Below are 20,738 nucleotides of genomic sequence, written 5' to 3'. Positions count from 1 at the left end.
GGGCGGATTACGCCCCTATGCGCGGTGAACTGAAGACCTATCAGGCCAAGCGCCGGTTCGGCGAGACGCCCGAGCCGAAGGGCGCCAAGGCCAGGCGCGCCAAGGGCGGCTTTCGCTATCTGATCCAGCGCCACGCGGCGACGCGTCTGCACTACGATTTCCGCATCGAGGCGGACGGGGTGCTGAAATCCTGGGCCGTGACCAAAGCGCCGTCGCGCGACACGGCGGTCAAGCGGCTGGCGGTCGAGGTCGAGGATCATCCGCTGGATTACGGGTCGTTCGAGGGGACGATTCCCGATGGCAACTACGGCGCCGGCACGGTGCAGATGTGGGACGTCGGCACCTGGGAGCCGCAGGAGCCGGACCTGGAGGCGGCCTGGGCCAAGGGTCAGATCAAGATGATCCTTCACGGCGAGCGGCTGAAGGGCAAATGGGCTCTGATCCGGTTGAAGCGCGATCGGGGCAAGCCCTCCAAACGCAACAACTGGCTGCTGCTGAAGGAGAAGGACGACTTCGCCGTGGCTGGAGAGGGCGATGCGCTCGCCGAAATCGACGCCTCGGTGACGACCGGCCGGTCGCTGGCCGAGATCGCGGATGGGACAAAGGAATGGACGGCGTCCAAGCCGACCGGGCGTAAAGGTCCGGCCAAGCCCAAACCCTCCAAAGCGGCGGCGAAGACCAAGAAGCCGCCGGCCTTCGTGCCGATCCAGCTGTGCAAGGTGACCGACCATCCGCCAGGTGGAACGGGCTGGGCGCACGAGATCAAGTTCGACGGCTATCGCATCCAGATCGGGGTCGGCGGCGGTCGGGCGGTCTTGCGGACGCGCAAGGGTCTGGACTGGAGCGACAAGTTTCCCGACCTCGCAGCGGATGCGGCGACCTGGCCCGACGCGGTGATCGACGGCGAGCTGTGCGCGCTGGATGACGATCACATGCCGGACTTCGGGGCGTTGCAGGCCGCCATTTCGGACGAGAAGACGGAAGGCCTGGTCTATTTCGCCTTCGACCTGTTGTTCGAGGGGGCGGAGGATCTGCGCAAACTGCCGCTGTCGCATCGCAAGGCGCGGCTGCAGGCCTATGTGAACCGGATCGGAAAGGCGGCCGCCGGGCGACTGCGCTACGTCGAGCATTTCGCCTCGACCGGCCAGGCGGTGCTGGAGAGCGCCTGCCGCATGGATCTGGAAGGGGTGATCTCCAAGAAACTGGACGCCCCCTATCATGCCGGGCGGTCGTCGACCTGGCTGAAGTCCAAATGCCGGGGGCGCGACGAAGTGGTGATCGGCGGCTGGTCGTCCGAGGGCGGGACGCGGTTCCGCTCTCTCCTGGTCGGGGTCAGGGAAAAGGGCAGCCTTCGCTATCTGGGCCGGGTCGGCACGGGCTATGGCGAGGCGGTAACGAAGACCCTTGTTCCGGCGCTTAAGGGCGTGGCGGCGGATAAATCCCCCTTTGCCGGGGCGGGCGCGCCCAAGGCGGCCAAGGACATCCATTGGGTCAAACCGGTGCTGGTCGCCGAGGTTGAGCACGGCGGCTATACCGAATCCGGATCGTTGCGGCAGGCGGCGTTCAAGGGGTTGCGCGAAGACAAGACAGCCGCCGAGGTCACCCAGGCGCCGCAAACGCCCACGGACATGGGCGAAGCCAAGAAGACCACGATGACGGTGCGACCGGCCGGAAAGCCCGGCAAGGTGGTCGTGGCGGGCGTGACCATCTCCAGCCCCGACAAGGTGCTGTGGCCCGCCGTGGGCGATCGGCCGGCGATCACCAAGGCCGATCTGGCGCGCTACTACGAGGCGGCGGCCGAGCGGATACTGCCCCATGTGACGGACCGGCCGACCTCGATCATCCGGGCGCCCGAGGGCATCGGGGGCGAGACCTTCTTCCAGCGTCATGCCATGGCAGGGTCAAACCCGCGACTGAAGCTGATCGACGTCAAGGCCCGCACCCCTTATGTCGCCGCCGTCGATGTCGGCGGCCTGGTCGCCATCGCCCAGTCGGGCGGGCTGGAATTGCACCCCTGGGGCTGTGCGCCCGGCCAGCCGGAAATCCCCGAGCAGATCACCTTCGACCTGGATCCGGACGAGGGGCTGGACTTCGCCGACGTCATTGCCGCGTCCAAGGTCGTGAAGGCGAAGATCGAGGCGCTGGGTCTGGCCGCCTTCGTCAAGACGACCGGGGGGAAGGGTTTGCACGTCGTCGTGCCGATCAAGACTGACGCCCGCTCGCGCGTGACCTGGGATCAGAACAAGGCCTTCGCCAAGGCGATGGCCGAGGCCATCCGCGCCGAGGCGCCAGACCGGTTCACCACGACCCTGGCCAAGAAGGCGCGGGGAGGAAAGATCTTCATCGACTATCTGCGCAACGGGCGGATGGCGACGGCGGTCGCGCCCTGGTCGCCGCGCGCACGGCCGGGGGCGGGGATCGCCTTCCCGCTGTCGTGGGGGCAGGTGAAGGCCGGGCTGGACCCCGCCGCATTCAACCTCTGGACCTATCCGACCTTGCTCAAGAAGCCCGATCCGTGGGCTGATTTCCGCGCCTCGGCGGTCAGCTTGAAATCGGCTCTGAAAAAGATGGGCGTCTAGGCCGCTGTCTTCTTCTTTGCCGCGGACTTCCTGGGCGCCGCCTTCTTTGCCGGGGCCCTCTTTGCAGGGGCCTTCTTGGCGGCCGGCGTCTTCGTCCCCGCCGCCGATCCTTTCAGGCTGTTCCGCAATGCGGCCATCAGGTCGATGACATTGGTGTCGTCGGGTTCGGCGACATCGACCACGCCCTTGCCACCCTTGGACTTGGCCTTGATCATCGCGCGCAGGGCGTCGTCGTAGCCGTCCTTGAAATCGGTCGGATCGAAGTCCGCCTCCTTCTGACCGATGATGCGCGCGGCGATCTCGACCATGTCGGGATCGGCCTTCACTGTCGGAATGTCGTCGAAGTAGTCGTCGGAATCGCGCACCTCGTCATGGGCGCGCAGGGTGTAGGCGATCAGCCCCTTGCCCCGCACCTCCAGCGCCAGCTGACGCTCCTTGCCGCGTAGGACCAACTGGCCCAAGGCCACCTTTCCCTGTTTCTTCATGGCGTCGCGAATGACGGCGAAGGCTTCGACGCCCGCGCCTTTTTCTGGGACCACGAAGAAGGGATCGTCCCAATACAGCCGGTCGATGTCGGCCTCGTCGACGAACTTGTCGATCGAGATGGTCTTGGTGCTTTCCAGCTTCACTTTGTCGAAGTCAGCGTCGTCGAACAGGACGTATTCGTCCTTGGACACCTCATAGCCGCGCACCAGATCGCTGCGCTCGACCGGCCCGGCGTCCGGATCGGTCGGCACCATGCGGATGCGATTGTTGGTGTCGGGATTGATCAGGTGAAACCGCACGTCGTTCGTGCTGGTCGTCGCCGTGTAGATGGCCACCGGACAGGTGACCAGCGACAGCTTCAGATGTCCTTGCCAGGTGGGGCGGGCGGCCATGTCGGTTCTCCTCGATCCCTGACAATGCGTCAGGGCGATTTGCGTTCGAACCGGGCCGCCGCCGGGGGATCAGGCCTTGCCTTCGAAGGCGACGCTGAACCCGCCCCACATCATGCGTTTGCCGTCGAAGGGCATGTCCATGTTCGCAAAGTCGGGGTCGTCCTGCATCTTGCCAAAACAGGCGTCGGCGGTGGCGCGGTCGGGCCAGGTGACCCAGGAGAAGACGACGACCTCGCCTTCCTGCAGCTTCACCGCCATGGGAAAGCTGGTCAGTTCGCCGTCCGGCACGTCCTCGCCCCAGGTCTCGACCTGCGACAGGGCGCCGTATTTCTGAAACAGGGGCCAGGACGCCTCGGCGGACTTCACGTAGCGCGCCTTGTCCTCGGTTTTTACGGGGGTCAAAAAGCCGGTCACATAGGTCATCGGTCGTCTCATCTTTCTGGATTCAAAGGTCGGCGACGGCGCGGTTCAGCGCCGCGATGTCGATCTTGATCATGCCCATCATGGCCTGCATGGCGGCCTTGGCGCGCGCGGGGTTCGGATCGGTGGTCAGTTCCATCAGGCGACGGGGCGTGATCTGCCACGACAGGCCCCAGCGATCCTTCAGCCAGCCGCAGGCGTTTTCGCTGCCGCCATCGGCGAGCAGGGCGTCCCACAGCCGGTCCGTCTCGGCCTGATCCTCGGTCATCACCATGAAGGAGACGGCCTCGGTGAAGCGAAAGTTCGGGCCGCCGTTCAGCGCCAGATACTGATGACCCGCCAGCACGAACTGCACCGTCAGCACCGATCCTTCAGGGCCGGAGGGCGTATCGACCGGCGAACGGTTGACGGCCGTGATGCGGCTGTCGGGCAGCAGGCTGACGTAGAAGGCGGTCGCGGCCTCGGCGTCGCCGTCGAACCACAGGCAGGGAATGATCTTGTCGGTCATGTCGCATCGCCTTCCGCCAACGCCGCCAGTTGATCGGCGACCGCGCCCCAGCCCTGTTCGAAGCCCATGGCCTTGTGGGCCTCGGCGGCTTTTTCGTCCCAATGCCGGGCGGTGGCGGTGTAGCGGGTTCCACCGGCCTCGGGCTCGAAGGTGTCAATGCGCACGAAGTTCATGTCGCCGGCCTGCGGAACCCAGCCCTCGGTGAAGGCGCCGGTCGAGACCAGTTTGCGGCCCGGATCCACCTCCAGAAACACGCCGGAATAGGGATGCCGCTCGCCCTCGGGCGAAGCCATTTCGACATTGGCCCGCCCGCCGATGCGCAGGTCCCAATCCACGACCGGCGTGGTCCACGGGCGGGGGCAGAACCACTCGCCGGTGCGCTCAGTGTAGATCTTCCACACCGTTTCCGGCGAGGCCTTGATCAGCCGGCTGATGCTCAGTTCGCGGATGTCGGCCATCACGACACCATGGCGTTGGCGGCGAAGGCTTCGGGACCGGCGGCGACGGCGGCCGGGTCCATCCACATGACTTCCCAGATATGGCCATCCGGATCGGCATAGCTGCGCCCGTACATGAAGCCGTAGTCCTGGGTCGCATTGGGATCGATCTCGCCGCCGGCGGCGCCCGCCTGGGCCACGACGGCGTCGACCGCCTCGCGGCTGTCGCGTGACAGGCACAGCAGAACCTGGGCCGAGGCGTGGGCGTCGGGGATCGCCCGATTGGTAAAGGTGCGCCATTTGTCGTGGGTCAGCAGCATGACGTGGATCACGTCCGACACCACCATGCAGGCGGCCGTGTCGTCGCTGAACATGGGGTTCCTGGTCGCGCCGACGGCCTCATAGAAGGCGATCGATCGGGGCAGGTCGGCGACCGGCAGGTTGATGAAAATCAGCTGAGCCACGGCGTTTCCTCTCCTTGTTATTTGCGAAACCTGACTCCGATGATTACGATAGTCAACTATGAAGTTAGAAAAGATAACCGATAGGGCTGGTCGTCGATATCACGACGCCTGCGGCGCCGCGCACGGGCTGGACCTGATTGGCGAGCGCTGGGCCCTGCTGGTGATCCGCGAACTGATGATGGGCCCGCGCCGGTTCGGTGATCTGAAAAAGGATCTGCACGGCATTTCCGCGAACGTGCTGACCCAGCGACTGGAGGGGCTGGAGGCTTCGGGCATCGTCACCCGCCGCAAACTGCCGCCGCCCGCCTCTGTCCAGGTTTATGAGCTGACGCCCTGGGGATACGAGATCAAGCCGGTCTTCATGGTGCTGGGCGGCTGGGCCGCGCGCTCGCCTAGCCACGACCCGACCCTGCCGATCAGCGCGGTGTCGATCATGCAGTCGTTCGAGACGATGTTCGATCCGGCCCTGGCCGGAGACGCCGCGATGACCGTCGGTTTCGTCTTCGGCGAAGAACCTTTCGTCGTTCAGATCGAAAAGGGGACGATCACGACCCGCCGCGGCCCCACGGACGCCGCCGACGTCGTCCTGACGACCCAACCGCCGCTGGTCGCCGCCTGCGTCTACGGCAAGGTCCCGCCCGCCGCCTTCGAGGCCGACGGCCTGATGACCCTGACCGGCGACCGTGCCGTGTTCGACCGCTTCGTCGGCTTCTTCAACCTGCCGGAGAAGGCGCCGGTCTGAGGTTTCAGGCCAGCATGTCCAGCAGGGTTCCGGTCATGTCGTCGGCGGTGCGCAGAACGGCGGCGTTGGCGCTGAAGGCGGTCTTAGCCTGGATCCGCTCCACGGTTTCCTCGGCGAGATTGTCCAGCGGCGCGTTGGCGGTGCGGCGCGCGCTGTTGTCGAACCGGTTCTGCGCGGTCGTCATTCCGGCGGCGGCGATAGATAGCGCTTGCATGGCGAAGCTCCGGACGCGGTGGGTTCGATCGCCAGACTGCGTCTTTCCCGTCAACGTCGCCTGAAGGAACAGGGTGAACGGCGTTTTCCGCCCCGCTTGCGCCCTTATTGATGTATAGAGCGCCATCATTCGCCCGGCCTGAGGTCTGACCTCGGCCGGGCGCGGTCGTTTCGGCGACCGCCCTTGTCCGTTGTCCCAGGTTTCCTATGCCCTTTCCCGCCGTCCATCCCGCGCTCGACCGCGCCCTGATCAACAAGGGCTATGCCGAACCCACTCCGGTTCAGGCCGCCGTGCTGGAGGCGGAGCATGCGGATCGCGACCTGCTGGTCTCGGCCCAGACGGGCTCGGGCAAGACCGTGGCCTTCGGTCTGGCCGCTGCGCCGACCCTGCTGGGCGACAAGCCGATCTTCGGCGCCGGCGGCGCGCCGCTGTGCCTGGCCATCGCGCCGACGCGGGAACTGGCCATGCAGGTCGCGGCCGAGCTGCAATGGCTGTACGCCGATGCCGGGGCCAAAATCGCCACCTGCGTCGGCGGCATGGATGCGCGCCGTGAAGCCCGCGCGCTGGGCTTCGGCGTCCACATCGTCGTCGGCACGCCCGGCCGCCTAAAGGACCACATCGACCGGGGCAACCTGGACCTGTCCGAGCTGAAGGTCGCCGTCCTCGATGAGGCCGACGAGATGCTGGACATGGGCTTCCGCGAGGACCTGGAGCACATCCTGGATCAGGCGCCGGCCGAACGCCGCACCCTGCTGTTCTCGGCGACCATCGCGCGCGACATCGCCACCCTGGCCAAACGCTATCAGAAGGACGCGGTCCGCATCGACGCGACCGACAAGACGCGCCAGCACGCCGACATCGAATACCGCGCCTATCGCATCGCGCCCAACGAGATCGAGCACGCGGTGGTCAACACCCTGCGCTGGTTCGAGGCGCCGCGCGCCATGGTCTTCTGCTCGACCCGCGACAGCGTGCGTCACCTGCAGTCGTCGCTGCTGGAGCGCGGCTTCTCTTCCGTCAGCCTGTCGGGCGAAATGGGTCAGCGCGAGCGTACCGATGCGCTCCAGTCGCTGCGAGACGCCCGCGCCCGCGTCTGCGTCGCCACCGACGTGGCCGCGCGCGGTCTGGACCTGCCGGACCTGGGTCTGGTCATCCACGCCGAACTGCCGATGAACCGCGCCGGCCTGCTGCACCGCTCGGGCCGAACGGGCCGGGCGGGCAAGAAGGGCATCTCGGTCATGCTGGTTCCGCATTCGCGTCGTCGCAAGGCCGAGCGGCTGATGGACGAGGCCGGCATCGACGCCGTCTGGACCGGCGCCCCGACCTTCGACGAAATCCGCAAGGCCGACGAGGACCGTCTGCTGTCGCCGTCGCACTTCGAGGCCGACGTCTCCGACGAGGACATGGTCGTCGCCAAGCGGATGATCGCCGAACGCACCCCCGACGAGATCGCCGCCGCCCTGGTGCGTCTGCTGCGCAAGGAACAGCCTGCGCCGGAAGAACTGTCCGATCCGGGTTCGGATCGCGGTCCGGCCAAGCGCGATCGCATGGTCCGCAACGATGACGGCACGGCGGCCCAACCCTGGCCGGGCGAGCGTCTGGGCGCCGACGAAGTGGTCTGGTTCCGTCTGGACGTGGGCCGCAACAAGAACGCCGACCCGAAATGGCTGATCCCGCTGATCTGCCGCATCGGCGGCATTTCCAAGCCCCAGATCGGCGCCATCCGCACCTTCCCCGAGGAGACCCGTTTCGAGGTCGCCAAGACCCACGAGAAGGCCTTCCGCGGAGCCGTCGCCGCCTCCAAGGACGAGGTGAAAATCACCCCGTCGGAAGCCCCGACGCCCGGCTCGATGAAGGCCAGCCGCTTCGCCGGCAAGCCGCGCGAGGACGGCGACCGCCCGTTCAAGAAAACGCCCTACAAGCGCGCCGACGGCGGCGAAGGCGACGCCCGCCCGCCGTTCAAGAAGAAGCCTTGGGCGCCGAAGGCTGACGGCGGCGCCAACCCGCGCTCCAACGCCTCGGGCGACAAGCCCTATGCCAAGAAGCCCTTCAAGGCCAAGCCGGGCTTCAAGAAGGACGGCTTCAAGGGCAAGCCCAAGGGCTGATCAAATCCTCCCCCGTTCTTCACGGGGGAGGGGGACCGCGCGTAGCGGGGTGGAGGGGGCGAATACGTCTCCAACTCCGCCGCAAAGCTCATCTGTCGTCCGATCTTCAAATGACAGCTCGGCGGTCGCCCCCTCCACCGCTTCGCGGTCCCCCTCCCCCGCAGGCGGGGGAGGATCGGCGCTCTTGCCACCTACAAGATCCCGGCGCACCCTCCGCCCATGAGCACGCCGTCCGCACCCGAGGGCCGTTACGCCTCGTTCGAGGCCTTTTATCCCTATTACATCCACGAGCATTCCAACCGGACGTGCCGGCGCATCCACGTCGTCGGCACCTTTCTGGTGATCTTGGCCTTCGTCGCCTTCGTGGCGACGCGGAACGCCTGGTGGCTGCTGGCCATGCCGCTCGTGGGCTACGGCTTCGCCTGGGTCGGGCATTTCTTCTTCGAAAAGAACCGGCCCGCGACGTTCAAATATCCGCTGTGGAGCCTGATGGGCGACTTTCGCCTGTTCTTCGAGACGGTGACGGGCAAGCGCCGGTTCTGAGGCCGTATTTCAAGCTGCACGGTTCGGCGAAACGGATTAACCTCCGCCTGCGGCATGGCGCCGCTGCTGCTGGAGGGAGCATCATGAAATCCATCGCCGCCATCGCCGCAGCGTCCGTGCTGCTCGCCCCTGGCGTCAGCCTGGCGCAGAAGAGCGCGGCCAAGCCCGACTTCACCCTGAACCCCAACTACGGCTCGGTGCGGCTTGAGACCGGCTTCACGCCCGATCCCTGGACCAAGTCCATCCTCGCGGGCGGTTCGATCGCCGCCTCGGCCGCGCAGTCGGGCTGCGAGGGCAAGGTCAGCGCCGCGCCCGACCTGCAACTGAATTTCGAAGCCGGCGATCTGGACCTGACCATCAAGGCGGTCGCCAGCGAGGACACGACGCTGCTGGTCAACAGCCCCGGCGGCCGCTGGTACTGCGACGATGACAGCGGCGGCGACCTGGACCCGATGGTGACCATCTCCAATCCCGAGAGCGGTCGCTACGACATCTGGCTGGGCACCTATAACGACAACATGGTCCAGTCGACGCTGCAGATCAGCGAACTGGGCGGCACCGACACGACGGCGGGCGCTGCGCCCAACATGGACCTTGAGCCCAACTACGGCACGGCCAATCTGCGCGGCGGCTTCACGCCCGACCCCTGGACCAAGTCGATCCTGGCCGGCGGCTCCTCGCCCGCCTCGGCCGCCAAGGCGGGCTGCGAAGGCTCGGTCAGTTCGGCCCCCGACATCCAGATCTTCTTCGAGCCGGGCGACGCCGATCTGACCTTCCGCGTGCGCGCATCGGAAGACACGACCCTGCTGATCAATACGCCAAACGGCCGCTTCTACTGCGACGATGACAGCGCCGGTGGTCTGGATCCTAAGGTCACGATCACGAACCCCCAGAGCGGCCGCTACGACATCTGGGTCGGCACCTATAACGGCTCGATGGTGCAGTCGACGCTGGAAGTGTCCGAACTGGACTGATCGGCGTAAGGCTTCAGACACGAAAACGCCGGCTGACCTTCGCGGTCAGCCGGCGTTTTTCATGATCGGCCGGATCAGTTGGAAGCAGTGGTCCAGGCCGGGGGGCAGCCGTCGAAATCGCCGGCGTCCACGATGGTCAGGGTGCGCATGTTCAGGCGTTGCGCCTGGTTCATCGAGCCGCGACCGGTGCCGGTATAGAGGTCGATCTTTTGGCCCTTGATCGCGCCGCCGGTGTCGGAGGCGTACCAGTAACCGTCGTGAATCGAACCGTCGGCCAGGCGCATGCCGACAGTTTCGCGGATGAACAGCTTGGTGCGGCGCGGGATCACGCGGGGATCGACCGCGACGGTGCGCATGGCGATCGGACGGCAACCCAGCGAATCGTTGCCCGTCGCGCCGCCGCCGCCTGCGTGATAGAGGCGCGCCGACGCGCGCCAGTCGGGATCGGAGGCCATCAGCTCGGCCTGTTCGGCGTTCAGGGCGGTCTCGACTTCATCGGAACCGACGATGGCGGCAGGGGTTTCAGTCCTGACTTGATCCGCCGCTACGACGTCATTGTAGGGGACAGGCCCGCTCGTCACAGACGACACGGCAGCCCAAAGCATGGCGATAGCAGCGGAGGCGCCGATCATGAATGTCGCTCAGGAGACACCGGCTCCCAACGCCGCCGGCGCTGGCCTTGTCGCGTTAACCTGTGGCGGAAAAGTGGCAAAACCCGCCCGGACGCCGTCTGTTACGATTTGTTTCTAGGTTAATGCCTTGTTTTTCATAATCTATTTATCCCCAGTCTTCGCACTCAGGGACGACGCCTTTGGGCGTCAGAATTTGAAGTTCAGGCCCGCCTGAAGCACCGGCAGGACCTTGTAATCATCGGCCTCGGCCTGAATTTCACGCTCTTCCTGATCCAGACGCGAACGGAAGGTGGGATCGTTCGACAACGTCCCGCCGCGGGCGTCCAGATTCACTTGCGGCGCATCGCCAAAGGCCGCGCCGGCCAGAAGGCGGAAGCCCAGCCGTCCGCCCCGCGTGAAGGTGTTGTCATAGCCCAGGCCGACGAAGGGCGCGGTGCTTTCCAGGTCGATGCGGCCGGTCAACGTCCCGACCTGGGCCGGGGTGAAGGTCGCGCCGCCGACATTGACGTTGTCGGTGGGCGTGGCGTCCAGATCGACCTTGCGATCACCGAAATAGGCCCCGCCCGAGATCAGAAAGCCGTTGCGGAACGGGTGCAGATCGACAAAGGCGCCCGGCGACTTGAAGTCGATCTTGGCGTCGTAATCGATGCCCTTGTAGGTCTGGTCCCGATCCCATTTCAGCACGTCATAGCCGCCGCGCAGCACCACGACCGGGCTGAGTGCGAACTGGGCCTGAAGACCGGCGCCCGGCGTGCCGACCTGGGCGCCGAGGGCGAATCGGCCGTCGGCCTGCGCCAAGGCCGATGCGGCGGGCAGGGCGGTCGCGAGGACGGCGGCGATCAGCAGGGTCTTCATGGCGTGCAGGTCCGAAACGGCAGGGTTCTCTTAACCTTGCCGGCCGGCTCTGAAGATTGGGTTACGCCGCCCAGTCTCCATGCGCCGTGTCGCGCCGGGCTTCAGCCTCGCGCACAGCCTCCACCGCGCGGTCCAGCACTTCCAGGCCTGCGCCGGGCTTGATGGCCTCGACCGTCAGAATGCGACGGAACGCCCTCGCGCCCGGCCGGCCGTGCATCAAGCCCAGCATATGCCGCGCCATGGCAGGCAGGGCGACGCCTTCCTCCAGCCGCGCGGCCATATAGGGCCGATAGCGCGCCAGCGCGGCGAAGGCGTCGGTATCCTCGACCGGCTCGCCATACAGGCGACGATCCGCCTGACCCAGAATGGCCGGCTCATGATAGGCGGCGCGGCCCAGCATGACCCCGTCCAGCTTCACGCCGTCGACCTCGGCCAGATGCGCCTCGGCCGCGTCCATCGAGGCGATGCCGCCATTGATCGAGATGTTCAGATGCGGCCGCTCGCGCTTCAGCCGGCGCACCAGATCATAGTCCAGCGGCGGCACGTCGCGGTTCTCCTTGGGCGACAGACCTTTCAGCCAGGCCTTGCGCGCATGGACGACGAAGACCTCGATCCCGACGGCGGCGCAGGCGTCCACCGTGGCGAACAGGCTGACGACCGGATCCTGATCGTCCACGCCGATGCGGCATTTGACGGTCGCCGGCACGCTCACGGCCCCCTTGATCGCCGCCATACAGTCGGCCACCAACTCGGGCTCGCGCATCAGACAGGCGCCGAACCGACCCGACTGCACCCGGTCCGACGGGCAGCCGACGTTCAGATTGATCTCGTCATAGCCGAACGCCTCGCCGACCTTGGCGGCCTCGGCCAACTGCCCCGGATCCGACCCGCCCAGTTGCAAGGCCACCGGATGCTCCAGCGCATCGAACCCCAGCAGCCGCTCGCGATCCCCATGCAACACCGCCGGCGCCGTCACCATCTCGGTATAAAGCAGCGCCTTATTCGTCAGCGCCCTGTGAAACGCCCGACAATGCCGATCGGTCCAGTCCATCATCGGGGCGATGGACAACGTGCGGGAGGCGTTCAGGGACATGGGGTTGCGGCTTGACCGGCGATATAAAGGCGACTGCGGCTGCCCATACGCGATTTCCGCTCCGGCGTGAAATCAGAGCTCCCAATGCAAGGGTATAGCCGAATAGGCGTCCCGCGCCGGATCGCACGGGACGCTCTGATCAGGTCTAGCGACGGACGCGCAGTTCCAGTTCGCTGATGCGGCGGCTCAGATAGGCCGTGTCGTCGGACGAGGGGCTGGTGCGGCTGTAGGCGGCATCCAGGCGGGCGAGATCGCCGGCCTCGACGCGAATGTCGGCGGCCTCGGTGCGGCTGACGGCGCCCGAGCGCTCGGCGGCGATCAGGGCGGTTTCCAGGTTCGCCAGACGCGTGCGGGCGGGCAGGTTGGCCGACGGCGTCTGTCCGGCCGGGCCGTCGCCGACCCGCAGGTCCAGGGCGTCCAGACGCGCGTCCAGATCCGCGCGCTCGCTGGCGCTGATGGATCCGTCGGCGCTGTATCGGCTCTCCAGCTGGATCAGGGCCTGATAGTCCGTTTTCAGGCGTGTCGCCTCGGTGCGGGTGATGCGGCGCGCCGTCACGGCGGCGTTGACGCGGGTCTCGAAGTCCGCACGGCCCTGGGCCACGGTGTCCATGTCGGCATAGCCCGAGGCGCCGGCTTCCAGCGTCTGGGTCAGGGCGGTGTAGCGAGCGTTCAGATCGGCGCGTTCCTGGGCCGAGATGCCGCCGACGGCGTATTGGTTCTCCAGATCGACCAGGGCCGAATAGTCGGCGCGCAGGCGCGTCGCGGCCGAGGCGGAGACGCTTCCGGCGCGCACGCTGGCGTCCACGCGGGTCGAGAACTGGCTCTGGCCGTCACGCAGCGGACGGCCGCCGCGCAGCCAGGCCTGATCCATGGCCGACAGCCCTAGCCGGTCGCCGAACAGGGCGCCCACGACCGCACCCAGCCGATCCTGGGTCGTCGAAGGATATTGCGTCTGGGCGACGGCCGCGCCGCCCGCGAGGGTCAGGGCGGTGGTGGCGATCAGGGCGAGGCGGGCGTTGCGCATGGGAAGGCTTCTTGTCGGTTGATGTCAGCCGACAAAACGGCGGTCGTCCGGCTTGGTTGCCTGCCTGGGCCTCAGTCGCGGATGAAGTGCGGCACGAAGCGCGAGGTGTTCCGGGTGATGCGGCCCGTATCCTCCCGCAGGCTGATGCCCGCTGGTTCCGTTCCCACCACCCAAGACCCGACGATCACATGGTTGCCGTCGAACAGGGGCGGATCGCACAGCGCCTGCCGGACGTGACGCCCTGCGCCATAGCCGCCGTCCACCACCTCTGCGGCGCTTACGCCCTGGTCGATCAGTTCGACATTGTCGCCTTCGCGCGAGAACAACGGCTTGCGCACATAGGATGAGCCCAGCGCCGCCTCGGCCGGATCGCCCTCGAAATAGCTTTCCAGCAGATTGGGGTGGCCCGCATGCCGCTCCCACAACAGCGGCAGGATGGCCTTGTTGGACAGGATGCTCTTCCACGCCGGTTCCAGCACGGTCACGTCCGCCGTCGGCAGCGGCGCGGCGTAGTCGTCGCGCAGCATCTGCTCCCACGGGTAGAGCTTGAACATCGCCTGGATGATCCAGTTCTCGTGATCGACGAACCGGCCGTCGGCGTTCAGCCCGATCTGGTCGATAGCGACGAACTGAGGCTCCAGTCCGGCCTGCTGGGCCAGGTCTTCCAGGAAGCGCACCGTCTGGCGGTCCTCGACGAAATCGGCGTCCGAGGTGAAATGCACGAAGCCGCCGTTCGGAAAGATGGCGCGGAACCGATCGACCAGCTTCTCATGCAGGCTGTTGAACTGATCCGCATCGGCGGGCAGGGCGCCGGCCTTGATCTGGTCCTCCAGCCACAGCCACTGGAACACCGCCGTCTCATAAATGCTGGTCGGGGTGTCGGCGTTGTATTCGTACAGTTTCGCCGGCCCCGTCCCGTCATAGGCGAAGTCGAACCGGCCATACAGCGACGGATCGCCCCGCTTCCAGCTGTCGGCCACATAGTCCCGCATGGTCTCGGGAATATCGAGCTGTTCCATCAGCCGCTCGGACTGAACGGCCTCGTTCACAAGCTCCAGGCACAGGCCGTGCAGTTCCTCGGTCGGCGCCTCGATCCCGTCCTCGATCTCGGCCAGCGAAAAGGCATAGGCCGCCGTCTCGTCCCAATAGGGTTTGCCGTCGGTGTGGCGCCAGGTGAAGCCAAGTTCCTCGGCCTTGGCGTCCCAGTCGGTGCGGGGATCGAGGCGCAGACGCTCCATGGATCAGGCCGGGTCCTTGTCAGGCGTGGACTGCCCGATGCGCGGCGTGACCACCGTCACCTCCGGCTGGCTCAGGCGGGCCAGGACGTCGTCGGCCGAGGAGTGACCGGGCAGGATGCCGGCCTCGCGCAGCTTGGCGTCCAGGTCCGCGCCGGTGCGGCGGTCCTCCAGCGCCTGGCTGGCGTTCAGCTTCTCTTCCTGGATCGCCTGGCGCTGCTTGATGCGTTGCAGGCTGTCCGCCGCCGAGCCGATGCGCGACTGGGCGCCGGCCGAGTTCAGGGCGACCGACGTCTGGGCCTTCTGGACGGAATCGTTGACCTTGACGATGTCGATCTCGCGACGAAGCGTCTCGATCTTCTGATCGGTCGAGGCGATGGCCGCGCGCAGGCGCGTCTCGGCCGTCTTCATGTCCTCGATCAGCGGGCCGCGGCTGGTGATCTCGACCTCCAGCTCGGCGATGCGGCCGGCGACCTCGCGCGCCAGATCGGTCTTGCCCTGACCCAGGGCGGTGCGGGCCGAGCTTTCGTATTTGGCGATCTGGTCCCTGAACGATGCAAGTTCGTTTTCGGCCATGCGGCGGCGCGCCACCAGGCCGGCCAGGTCATCGCGGGCCTTGCCTTGGGCGTTGTCGGCGTCGCGGATTTCCTGGTCGAGGATCTTCAGCGCATTGGCGTCGACGACGCCCTGGGCCGCATCGTGGGCCGTGCCGCGGAACAGGGCGGACAGTTTTCTGAGCATGGACATGGTCGGTCTTCCGGGATCAGGCGGCGTCGGCGCCGAAGGTTTCACGCAGTTCGGTGGCGTCGATCGCATTCTCGGCCAGGGTGCGCAGTTCGATCAGGATGGTCTGCAGCGTCGTCTTGCAAGAGAGTTCGCCCATCAACTCATACACGTCTTCGCCACCGACATTGGTGATGGCGAAGTTGGACAGGGGCACCACGCGCTGGGCCTTCAGCAGGAACTCGTTGAAGGCGTGGCGATCCTTTTGCTCGGCGACGGGCCACAGCAGGACCGAACAGACGATCTGCGCCCCGCCGACGCTCAGATAGACCGGCAGGTCGCCGTATTCGTGCATGGTCGCCAGCAGCACCGGCTCGGCGCCCTCGACCACGCGCAGGGTCATTTCGCCGTCACGCAGCAAAGTGGATTCGTCCAGCGCCGCCTTGATGGCGGGCACGGTCCAGGGGGTCTCGATCACGGCGTCCATTTGATGGTCGTCTCCAGGGGTGATGGAATCGGAAGTGGGGCGGCGCGGGCGTGGGGCAAGCTGCGGCCCGCGTGTTGAATCGGTGACGATGGCGCGAACGGCCGCCTTGACGTCGTCGCGGGCTGCGGCCGGCACCCAAAGCTCCAGCTTGACCAGACCGGCCTCACGACGCGCCTGTCGCCACGCACGGATGCGGTCGTTAGCGGTGGAAGAGGGCGATGCGTCGTTCGGCATATCGTTACATGAAACGCGTAACATGAACGCTTGACTTGACGCAAGATCGGACGGAATGTCGCGCCATGAACCGCCTCATTCGGTCGCATCGCTTCTGTTCGCTCGCCGTCGGCGCGCATCGGGCCTAGATAGTCGCCCATGTTCAAGAAGCTTTTCGGATCGTCGGAGAAGGCCGCGCCTGCCAATCGGTTGGCGACGGTGCGCAACATCACCGTGGGCCGCACCGTGTCGCTGGACCCGCTGGCCTGGCGCCGGCTGGGCGACGAGACGCAGTTCACCCTGGATCGCGACGTGCTGGACATATCGGCGCAGGGGTTGGTCAGCCTGGACAGCGGCCAGTTCGTCCATCGCTTCTACACCGACGACCACGTGATGCTTCAGGCCATGAGCGATGATGAGGCGGGCCTGGAATCCTACGACTTCAGCCTGTTTGTGCCCTGGACCTCGGCCTATCCGCCGGGCGAGCGCGAACGCCGCATCTGGCGCGACCGCCTGTCGGCGCCGGTCTTTCACGGCGCGGCCGAAGAACTGCCCGACTATCCCCGCTTCTGGTTCGCCGAGAGCGACGCCATCCAGCCGCCCGTCACCCTGTGGGAGACGATCTGGGACGACCGCGCCGCGACCACGCCCTATGCGAAAATCTTCCAGACCTGCATGTTGTATGCGCGCGAGTTGGGTGGCGGGCGCGAGCTGATGCTGGCGCTTGAGCAGCAGCCCGAGGGCGGCGACACGACGCACGAAATCATGATCGGCATTCCACTGGAAATGGCCGAGTTCCGCGCCTGAGCGCAATCCGAGGGGGCAAGACCGATGTTCGACTGGTTCATTTTTCAGCAGGGGGCGATCGCCTTCCTGATCGCCTTCGCCATGGCGGGCGCCTTCACCCTGGCCTTCAAGCTGATCTATCAATGGGTCACCCCGTATCACGAACATACGCTGATCCGGGAAGGCAACACGGCCGCCGCCATCGCGCTCGGGGGCGCCCTGATCGGCTATGTCCTGCCTCTGGCTTCGGCCCTGTCGCACACCGTCAGTCTGATGGAGTTCGCGGCCTGGGCGCTGCTGGCCGGCGTGATCCAGATCGTCGTCTTCGTCACCATCAGCCGCACGGCCTTCCGTAACCTGGTCGTCCGCATCGAGGCGGGCGAGATCGCCGCGGCCGTCTATCTGGCCTCCATCTCCATCTGCGTCGGCCTGCTCAACGCCGCCTGCATGACGTCGTGAACCCATGACCGACCCCAAAGACCTGCCCCAGAACCTGGCCAAGACAGACACCATGCGCCGGCTGAAGCGCTCGCGCGTCCTGCACGTCAGCAGCCTGATGGCGACCGCCAGCTTCTCGCTGGCCGCCTGCGGCTCGCCCCAGCGCGTCCCGGCGCCCGAGCCCGAACCGACCCTGGCCTATCAGTCGCTGGACGAGTGCAAGGCCGCCAACGACATTCCCGACAACGAGTGCGACGCGGCCCTGGCCAAGGCTCAGCAAGAGGCCGCCAAGACCGCGCCGCGCTACGCCACCCGCGAGGAGTGCGAGGGCCAGTGGGGACCGTCGCAGTGCCAGCCGAACAACAACGGCGGCTCCTTCTTCAGCCCGCTGCTGACCGGCTTCATCGTCGGCCAGCTGCTGAACGGCGGCGGCTATCGTGGCGGCGGACCGCTGTATCGCGACCGCGAGGGACGGCTGTCGAACGGCTACGGCGGCGGCTACGCCTACCGCGACTATCGCACCGGCAAGACCCTGACCAATGCGCGCGAGCACGGCGACGTCGCCCGTCAGGCCCCGACGCGGGTGCAGAGCCGAACCACCGTCGTCTCGCGCGGCGGCTTCGGCGGCGGCGGCCGGGGCTACGGCGGCTGATACAGTTCTGGCGCCGGGCGCCGGTCTTCCCCTAATAGGGATCGCCTCACGCTTCACGACAGACCGGACCGCCCCGCCTCATGACCGCATCGCCGCCCCCGAATGGAGGCCTGGACGTCGAAAACTGGGGCGACCCCGAGGATCCCGTCGTCCTGCTGATCGGCGCGCCCGAGCGTCTGTCCGGAGACTGGCGCCGGTCGGTGCGCGCGCTTGTCGAGGCCGGCCGCCACGTCATTCTGAGCGCCGACTTCGACGCGGCGGACGACGGCTCGGCCGCCTTGCGCAAACTGCTGACCGAGCTTGCCTCTCGCCCGGCCATCGTCTGTTCCGAAACGACGCTGCCGGCCGTCATCCCTGCGCTTTCCGTCACCGGCCCGGCCCTGGCTAGCTGTCTGGTGGTCGTCGCCGAAGGGCAGGGGGCCGTCTCGCCCGAGCCTGAGGCGCAGCTGGCCGGCGTCCCGATCCAGACGATCGCGCGCGCCGAAGCGCCGGACGCGGTCGAGGCCGAGAACGCCGCTCTTCTGGGCTTCCTTGAACGCCACGCCCCGCGCGCCGCCCTGTATTATCAGGCCGGCTCTGACCCCCGCACCCTGCGCGACGCCCTGGGCTGTTTCGCCACCGGGGTCACGGTGGTCACGACCCTTGACGAGGCCGGGCAGCCCGTCGGCCTGACCGCCAACTCCTTCTCCTCGGTGTCGCTGGATCCGCCGCTGATCCTGTTCTGCCTGGCCCGTTCGTCCACCAACGTCGACCGTTTTCGCCAGGCCGAACATTTCGCCATCAACGTCCTGCATATCGGCCAGCAGCCGACCTCCGGCGTCTTCGCCCGGTCTCACGCCGACCGGTTCCAGGACGTGGCGTGGGAGACGTGGGACACCGGCGCGCCCATCCTGTCGGGCGCCCTGGCCAGTTTCGAATGCGGAACCGAACAGATCGTCGAGGCCGGCGATCATCTGGTCATCATCGGTCGTGTCAGGCGCGCCCGGTTCGAGCCGCGCCGCGATCCGCTGCTCTATTTCCGGGGCAAGTATCGGCGGCTGCACTTTTCCTGACCGGCCGGGATCGCTATCTCTCGCCCGAAATAGAGGAAGCCGTCCCCATGTCCGCGACCCCATCCGCCGATCCCGTCGTCATCGTCTCCTACGCCCGCACCCCGATGGGCGGTTTCCAGGGCGCGCTGTCCGACGCCAAGTCCACCGACCTGGGCGCCGTCGCGGTGAAGGCGGCCCTGGACCGCGCGGGTCTCGATCCGCAAAAGGTCGAGCAGATCATCATGGGCTGCGTCCTGCCTGCGGGCCTGGGCCAGGCGCCGGCGCGTCAGGCGGGCATGGGCGCGGGCCTGCCCACCTCCACCGAGGCGACCACCATCAACAAGATGTGCGGTTCGGGCATGCAGGCGGCCATGATGGCGCACGATGCCCTGGCCGCCGGTTCGGTCGATGTGATCGTGGCGGGCGGCATGGAGTCCATGACCAACGCCCCGTATCTGATGCAAAAGCACCGGGGCGGCGCACGCATCGGTCACGACGTCATTTCCGACAGCATGTATCTGGACGGGCTGGAGGACGCCTACACCCCCGGCAAGCTGATGGGGCAGTTCGCCGAGGACACGGCCAAGGCCTATCAGTTCACCCGCGAGCAGCAGGACGCCTACGCCATCGAGAGCGCGGGCCGGGCCAAGCGCGCCCAGGAGACAGGCGCCTTCGACGCCGAGATCGCCTCGGTCGAGGTCAAGACCCGCAAAGGCCCCGTCACCGTCGACCGCGACGAACAGCCGACCCGGTCCGACCCGTCCAAGATCCCCAATCTGAAGCCCGCCTTCGGCAAGGACGGCACGATCACCGCGGCCTCCGCCGCCTCGATTTCGGACGGCGCCGCCGCTCTGGTCATGATGCGCCAATCGACGGCCCAGGCCTTGGGCCTGACGCCGGTCGCCCGCGTGGTCAGCCAGGCCGCCCACGCCCACGAACCGCACCTGTTCACCACCGCCCCGGTCTTCGCCCTGCAAAAGGCGCTGAAGAAGGCCGGCTGGAGCGCCGACGACGTCGATCTGTGGGAGGTCAACGAGGCCTTCGCCATCGTGCCGATGATCGCCATGCAGGAACTCGGCATCCCCCACGACAAGATCAACGTCAACGGCGGCGCCTGCGCCCTGGGCCACCCGCTTGGGGCTTCCGGCGCCCGCGTCCTGACCACCCTCCTGTCCGCCCTGAAAGCCCACGGCAAAACCCGCGGCATGGCCGCCCTGTGCATCGGCGGCGGCGAAGCCACTGCGATGGGCGTGGAGTTGATTTAGGGCGGGCCGCAGTTTCGGCCTATGACGGTAGCGTCTTCCTAAGGTGTGCACCGAGACTGTAACGCATCCTTAACGGCGGCCGTTTAGCCGTTCTGCGACGGCTTGCATCCTGGAGTTTGCCGCCCGTTCCATGTCTCGACATTCAGAAGCCGTCCGGTTGGAGCGGTTAGGGTCCGCAAGACCTTCCGCATACCCTTGCTTGAAGCTGGAGATTAGCCACGCCTGGACGCCCGACGGCGCCTGATCTGAAGTGAGAGTGTCCACGCGCGCCTTGGCGCCAGCGGGAAGATGGGCGACACACGTCCCAGAGTATCTTCCTAACCCCATAAATGCTGCGACGGCTTCAGCGGCGTCAGGGTCCGAGGGAGTGATGATCGGGGGAGCAGCATTCTGCCCGAGAAGGCTCGCCATCAAAAAGGCAGCAACGATCATCTTTGTCC

23 protein-coding genes are annotated in these 20,738 nt (G+C 66.7%); 10 read left to right on the top strand and 13 right to left on the bottom strand.

Annotation, left to right across the window (positions count from 1 at the left end):
* Positions 1-17 precede the first annotated feature (17 nt).
* Positions 18-2,579 (top strand): DNA ligase D, encoded by a 2,562-nt coding sequence (gene ligD, locus HF680_RS10970; RefSeq protein ID WP_185225082.1) that lies wholly within the window; start codon positions 18-20, stop codon positions 2,577-2,579.
* On the opposite strand, the gene ku is transcribed toward ligD, so the two are convergent.
* From ku to HF680_RS10945, 5 genes are all read right to left on the bottom strand, one after another.
* Positions 2,576-3,457 carry a non-homologous end joining protein Ku gene (gene ku / locus HF680_RS10965; protein ID WP_045811895.1) on the bottom strand — a complete coding sequence of 294 codons (882 nt, stop codon included), beginning with the start codon at positions 3,455-3,457 and terminating at the stop codon, positions 2,576-2,578. The genes ligD and ku overlap by 4 nt on opposite strands.
* 69 nt (positions 3,458-3,526) lie before the next feature.
* Positions 3,527-3,880, bottom strand: coding sequence for a DUF1428 domain-containing protein (locus tag HF680_RS10960; RefSeq protein ID WP_045811896.1), 354 nt, complete (start codon positions 3,878-3,880; stop codon positions 3,527-3,529).
* 22 nt (positions 3,881-3,902) lie between these two features.
* On the bottom strand, positions 3,903-4,385 hold the full coding sequence (locus HF680_RS10955) for a VOC family protein (protein ID WP_045811897.1): 483 nt from the start codon (positions 4,383-4,385) through the stop codon (positions 3,903-3,905).
* Entirely contained in the window at positions 4,382-4,843 is a 462-nt protein-coding gene (locus HF680_RS10950) for an SRPBCC family protein (protein ID WP_082064532.1), read from the bottom strand. The genes HF680_RS10955 and HF680_RS10950 overlap by 4 nt, the downstream gene beginning before the upstream one ends.
* Complete coding sequence (locus HF680_RS10945; protein ID WP_185225081.1) at positions 4,843-5,286, bottom strand: VOC family protein; 444 nt, start codon at positions 5,284-5,286, stop codon at positions 4,843-4,845. Before HF680_RS10945 ends, HF680_RS10950 begins: the two co-directional genes overlap by 1 nt.
* A gap of 58 nt (positions 5,287-5,344) precedes the next feature.
* On the opposite strand from HF680_RS10945, the gene HF680_RS10940 reads away from it, so the two are divergent.
* Complete coding sequence (locus HF680_RS10940) at positions 5,345-6,028, top strand: winged helix-turn-helix transcriptional regulator (RefSeq protein WP_045811900.1); 684 nt, start codon at positions 5,345-5,347, stop codon at positions 6,026-6,028.
* A gap of 4 nt (positions 6,029-6,032) precedes the next feature.
* On the opposite strand, the gene HF680_RS10935 is transcribed toward HF680_RS10940, so the two are convergent.
* Entirely contained in the window at positions 6,033-6,242 is a 210-nt protein-coding gene (locus HF680_RS10935; protein WP_045811901.1) for a flagellar basal body rod C-terminal domain-containing protein, read from the bottom strand.
* 206 nt (positions 6,243-6,448) lie between these two features.
* Here HF680_RS10935 and HF680_RS10930 point away from each other — a divergent pair, with 206 nt between their 5' ends.
* From HF680_RS10930 to HF680_RS10920, 3 genes are all read left to right on the top strand, one after another.
* Complete coding sequence (locus tag HF680_RS10930) at positions 6,449-8,347, top strand: DEAD/DEAH box helicase (protein ID WP_185225080.1); 1,899 nt, start codon at positions 6,449-6,451, stop codon at positions 8,345-8,347.
* A gap of 219 nt (positions 8,348-8,566) precedes the next feature.
* On the top strand, positions 8,567-8,890 hold the full coding sequence (locus tag HF680_RS10925) for an Mpo1-like protein (protein WP_185225079.1): 324 nt from the start codon (positions 8,567-8,569) through the stop codon (positions 8,888-8,890).
* Positions 8,891-8,973: 83 nt separating this feature from the next.
* Positions 8,974-9,864, top strand: coding sequence for a hypothetical protein (locus HF680_RS10920; RefSeq protein ID WP_185225078.1), 891 nt, complete (start codon positions 8,974-8,976; stop codon positions 9,862-9,864).
* Between the two features lie 74 nt (positions 9,865-9,938).
* Here the strand turns inward: HF680_RS10920 and HF680_RS10915 are convergent, their stop codons facing one another.
* The 7 genes from HF680_RS10915 to HF680_RS10885 form a co-directional block, all read right to left on the bottom strand.
* Positions 9,939-10,496 (bottom strand): 3D domain-containing protein, encoded by a 558-nt coding sequence (locus tag HF680_RS10915; RefSeq protein ID WP_039244236.1) that lies wholly within the window; start codon positions 10,494-10,496, stop codon positions 9,939-9,941.
* Positions 10,497-10,682: 186 nt separating this feature from the next.
* A complete protein-coding gene (locus tag HF680_RS10910) occupies positions 10,683-11,351 on the bottom strand; it encodes a hypothetical protein (RefSeq protein WP_185225077.1) in 669 nt (222 codons plus the stop codon).
* Positions 11,352-11,412: 61 nt separating this feature from the next.
* Positions 11,413-12,444, bottom strand: coding sequence for a tRNA dihydrouridine(20/20a) synthase DusA (gene dusA / locus HF680_RS10905; RefSeq protein ID WP_185225076.1), 1,032 nt, complete (start codon positions 12,442-12,444; stop codon positions 11,413-11,415).
* A gap of 145 nt (positions 12,445-12,589) precedes the next feature.
* A complete protein-coding gene (locus HF680_RS10900) occupies positions 12,590-13,468 on the bottom strand; it encodes a hypothetical protein (RefSeq protein WP_185225075.1) in 879 nt (292 codons plus the stop codon).
* Between the two features lie 71 nt (positions 13,469-13,539).
* Positions 13,540-14,706, bottom strand: coding sequence for a glutathionylspermidine synthase family protein (locus HF680_RS10895; RefSeq protein WP_185225074.1), 1,167 nt, complete (start codon positions 14,704-14,706; stop codon positions 13,540-13,542).
* Positions 14,707-14,709: 3 nt separating this feature from the next.
* Positions 14,710-15,450: a PspA/IM30 family protein gene (locus HF680_RS10890; protein WP_185225073.1), complete on the bottom strand. Its 741-nt coding sequence runs from the start codon at positions 15,448-15,450 to the stop codon at positions 14,710-14,712.
* A 16-nt stretch (positions 15,451-15,466) separates the two neighbouring features.
* The gene (locus HF680_RS10885; RefSeq protein WP_185225072.1) at positions 15,467-16,147 is read right to left on the bottom strand and encodes a YjfI family protein; all 681 of its coding nucleotides are present in this window, start codon (positions 16,145-16,147) and stop codon (positions 15,467-15,469) included.
* Between the two features lie 138 nt (positions 16,148-16,285).
* Between HF680_RS10885 and HF680_RS10880 the strand changes: the two genes are divergently transcribed.
* The 5 genes from HF680_RS10880 (at position 16,286) to HF680_RS10860 (ending at position 20,298) form a co-directional block, all read left to right on the top strand.
* Complete coding sequence (locus tag HF680_RS10880) at positions 16,286-16,933, top strand: YjfK family protein (protein ID WP_185225071.1); 648 nt, start codon at positions 16,286-16,288, stop codon at positions 16,931-16,933.
* Positions 16,934-16,957: 24 nt separating this feature from the next.
* Entirely contained in the window at positions 16,958-17,371 is a 414-nt protein-coding gene (locus HF680_RS10875) for a DUF350 domain-containing protein (RefSeq protein WP_185225070.1), read from the top strand.
* A gap of 4 nt (positions 17,372-17,375) precedes the next feature.
* Complete coding sequence (locus HF680_RS10870) at positions 17,376-18,002, top strand: DUF1190 domain-containing protein (protein ID WP_185225069.1); 627 nt, start codon at positions 17,376-17,378, stop codon at positions 18,000-18,002.
* A gap of 80 nt (positions 18,003-18,082) precedes the next feature.
* Positions 18,083-19,054 carry a flavin reductase family protein gene (locus tag HF680_RS10865; RefSeq protein WP_185225068.1) on the top strand — a complete coding sequence of 324 codons (972 nt, stop codon included), beginning with the start codon at positions 18,083-18,085 and terminating at the stop codon, positions 19,052-19,054.
* A gap of 47 nt (positions 19,055-19,101) precedes the next feature.
* Entirely contained in the window at positions 19,102-20,298 is a 1,197-nt protein-coding gene (locus HF680_RS10860) for an acetyl-CoA C-acyltransferase (protein WP_045811911.1), read from the top strand.
* The last annotated feature ends 440 nt before the right edge of the window (positions 20,299-20,738 follow it).

Source organism: Brevundimonas huaxiensis (assembly GCF_014218725.1).
GTDB classification, from domain to species: Bacteria; Pseudomonadota; Alphaproteobacteria; order Caulobacterales; family Caulobacteraceae; genus Brevundimonas; species Brevundimonas huaxiensis.
Note: the sequence above shows the minus strand (reverse complement) of the source record. Positions and strands in the feature narration are given on the sequence as shown.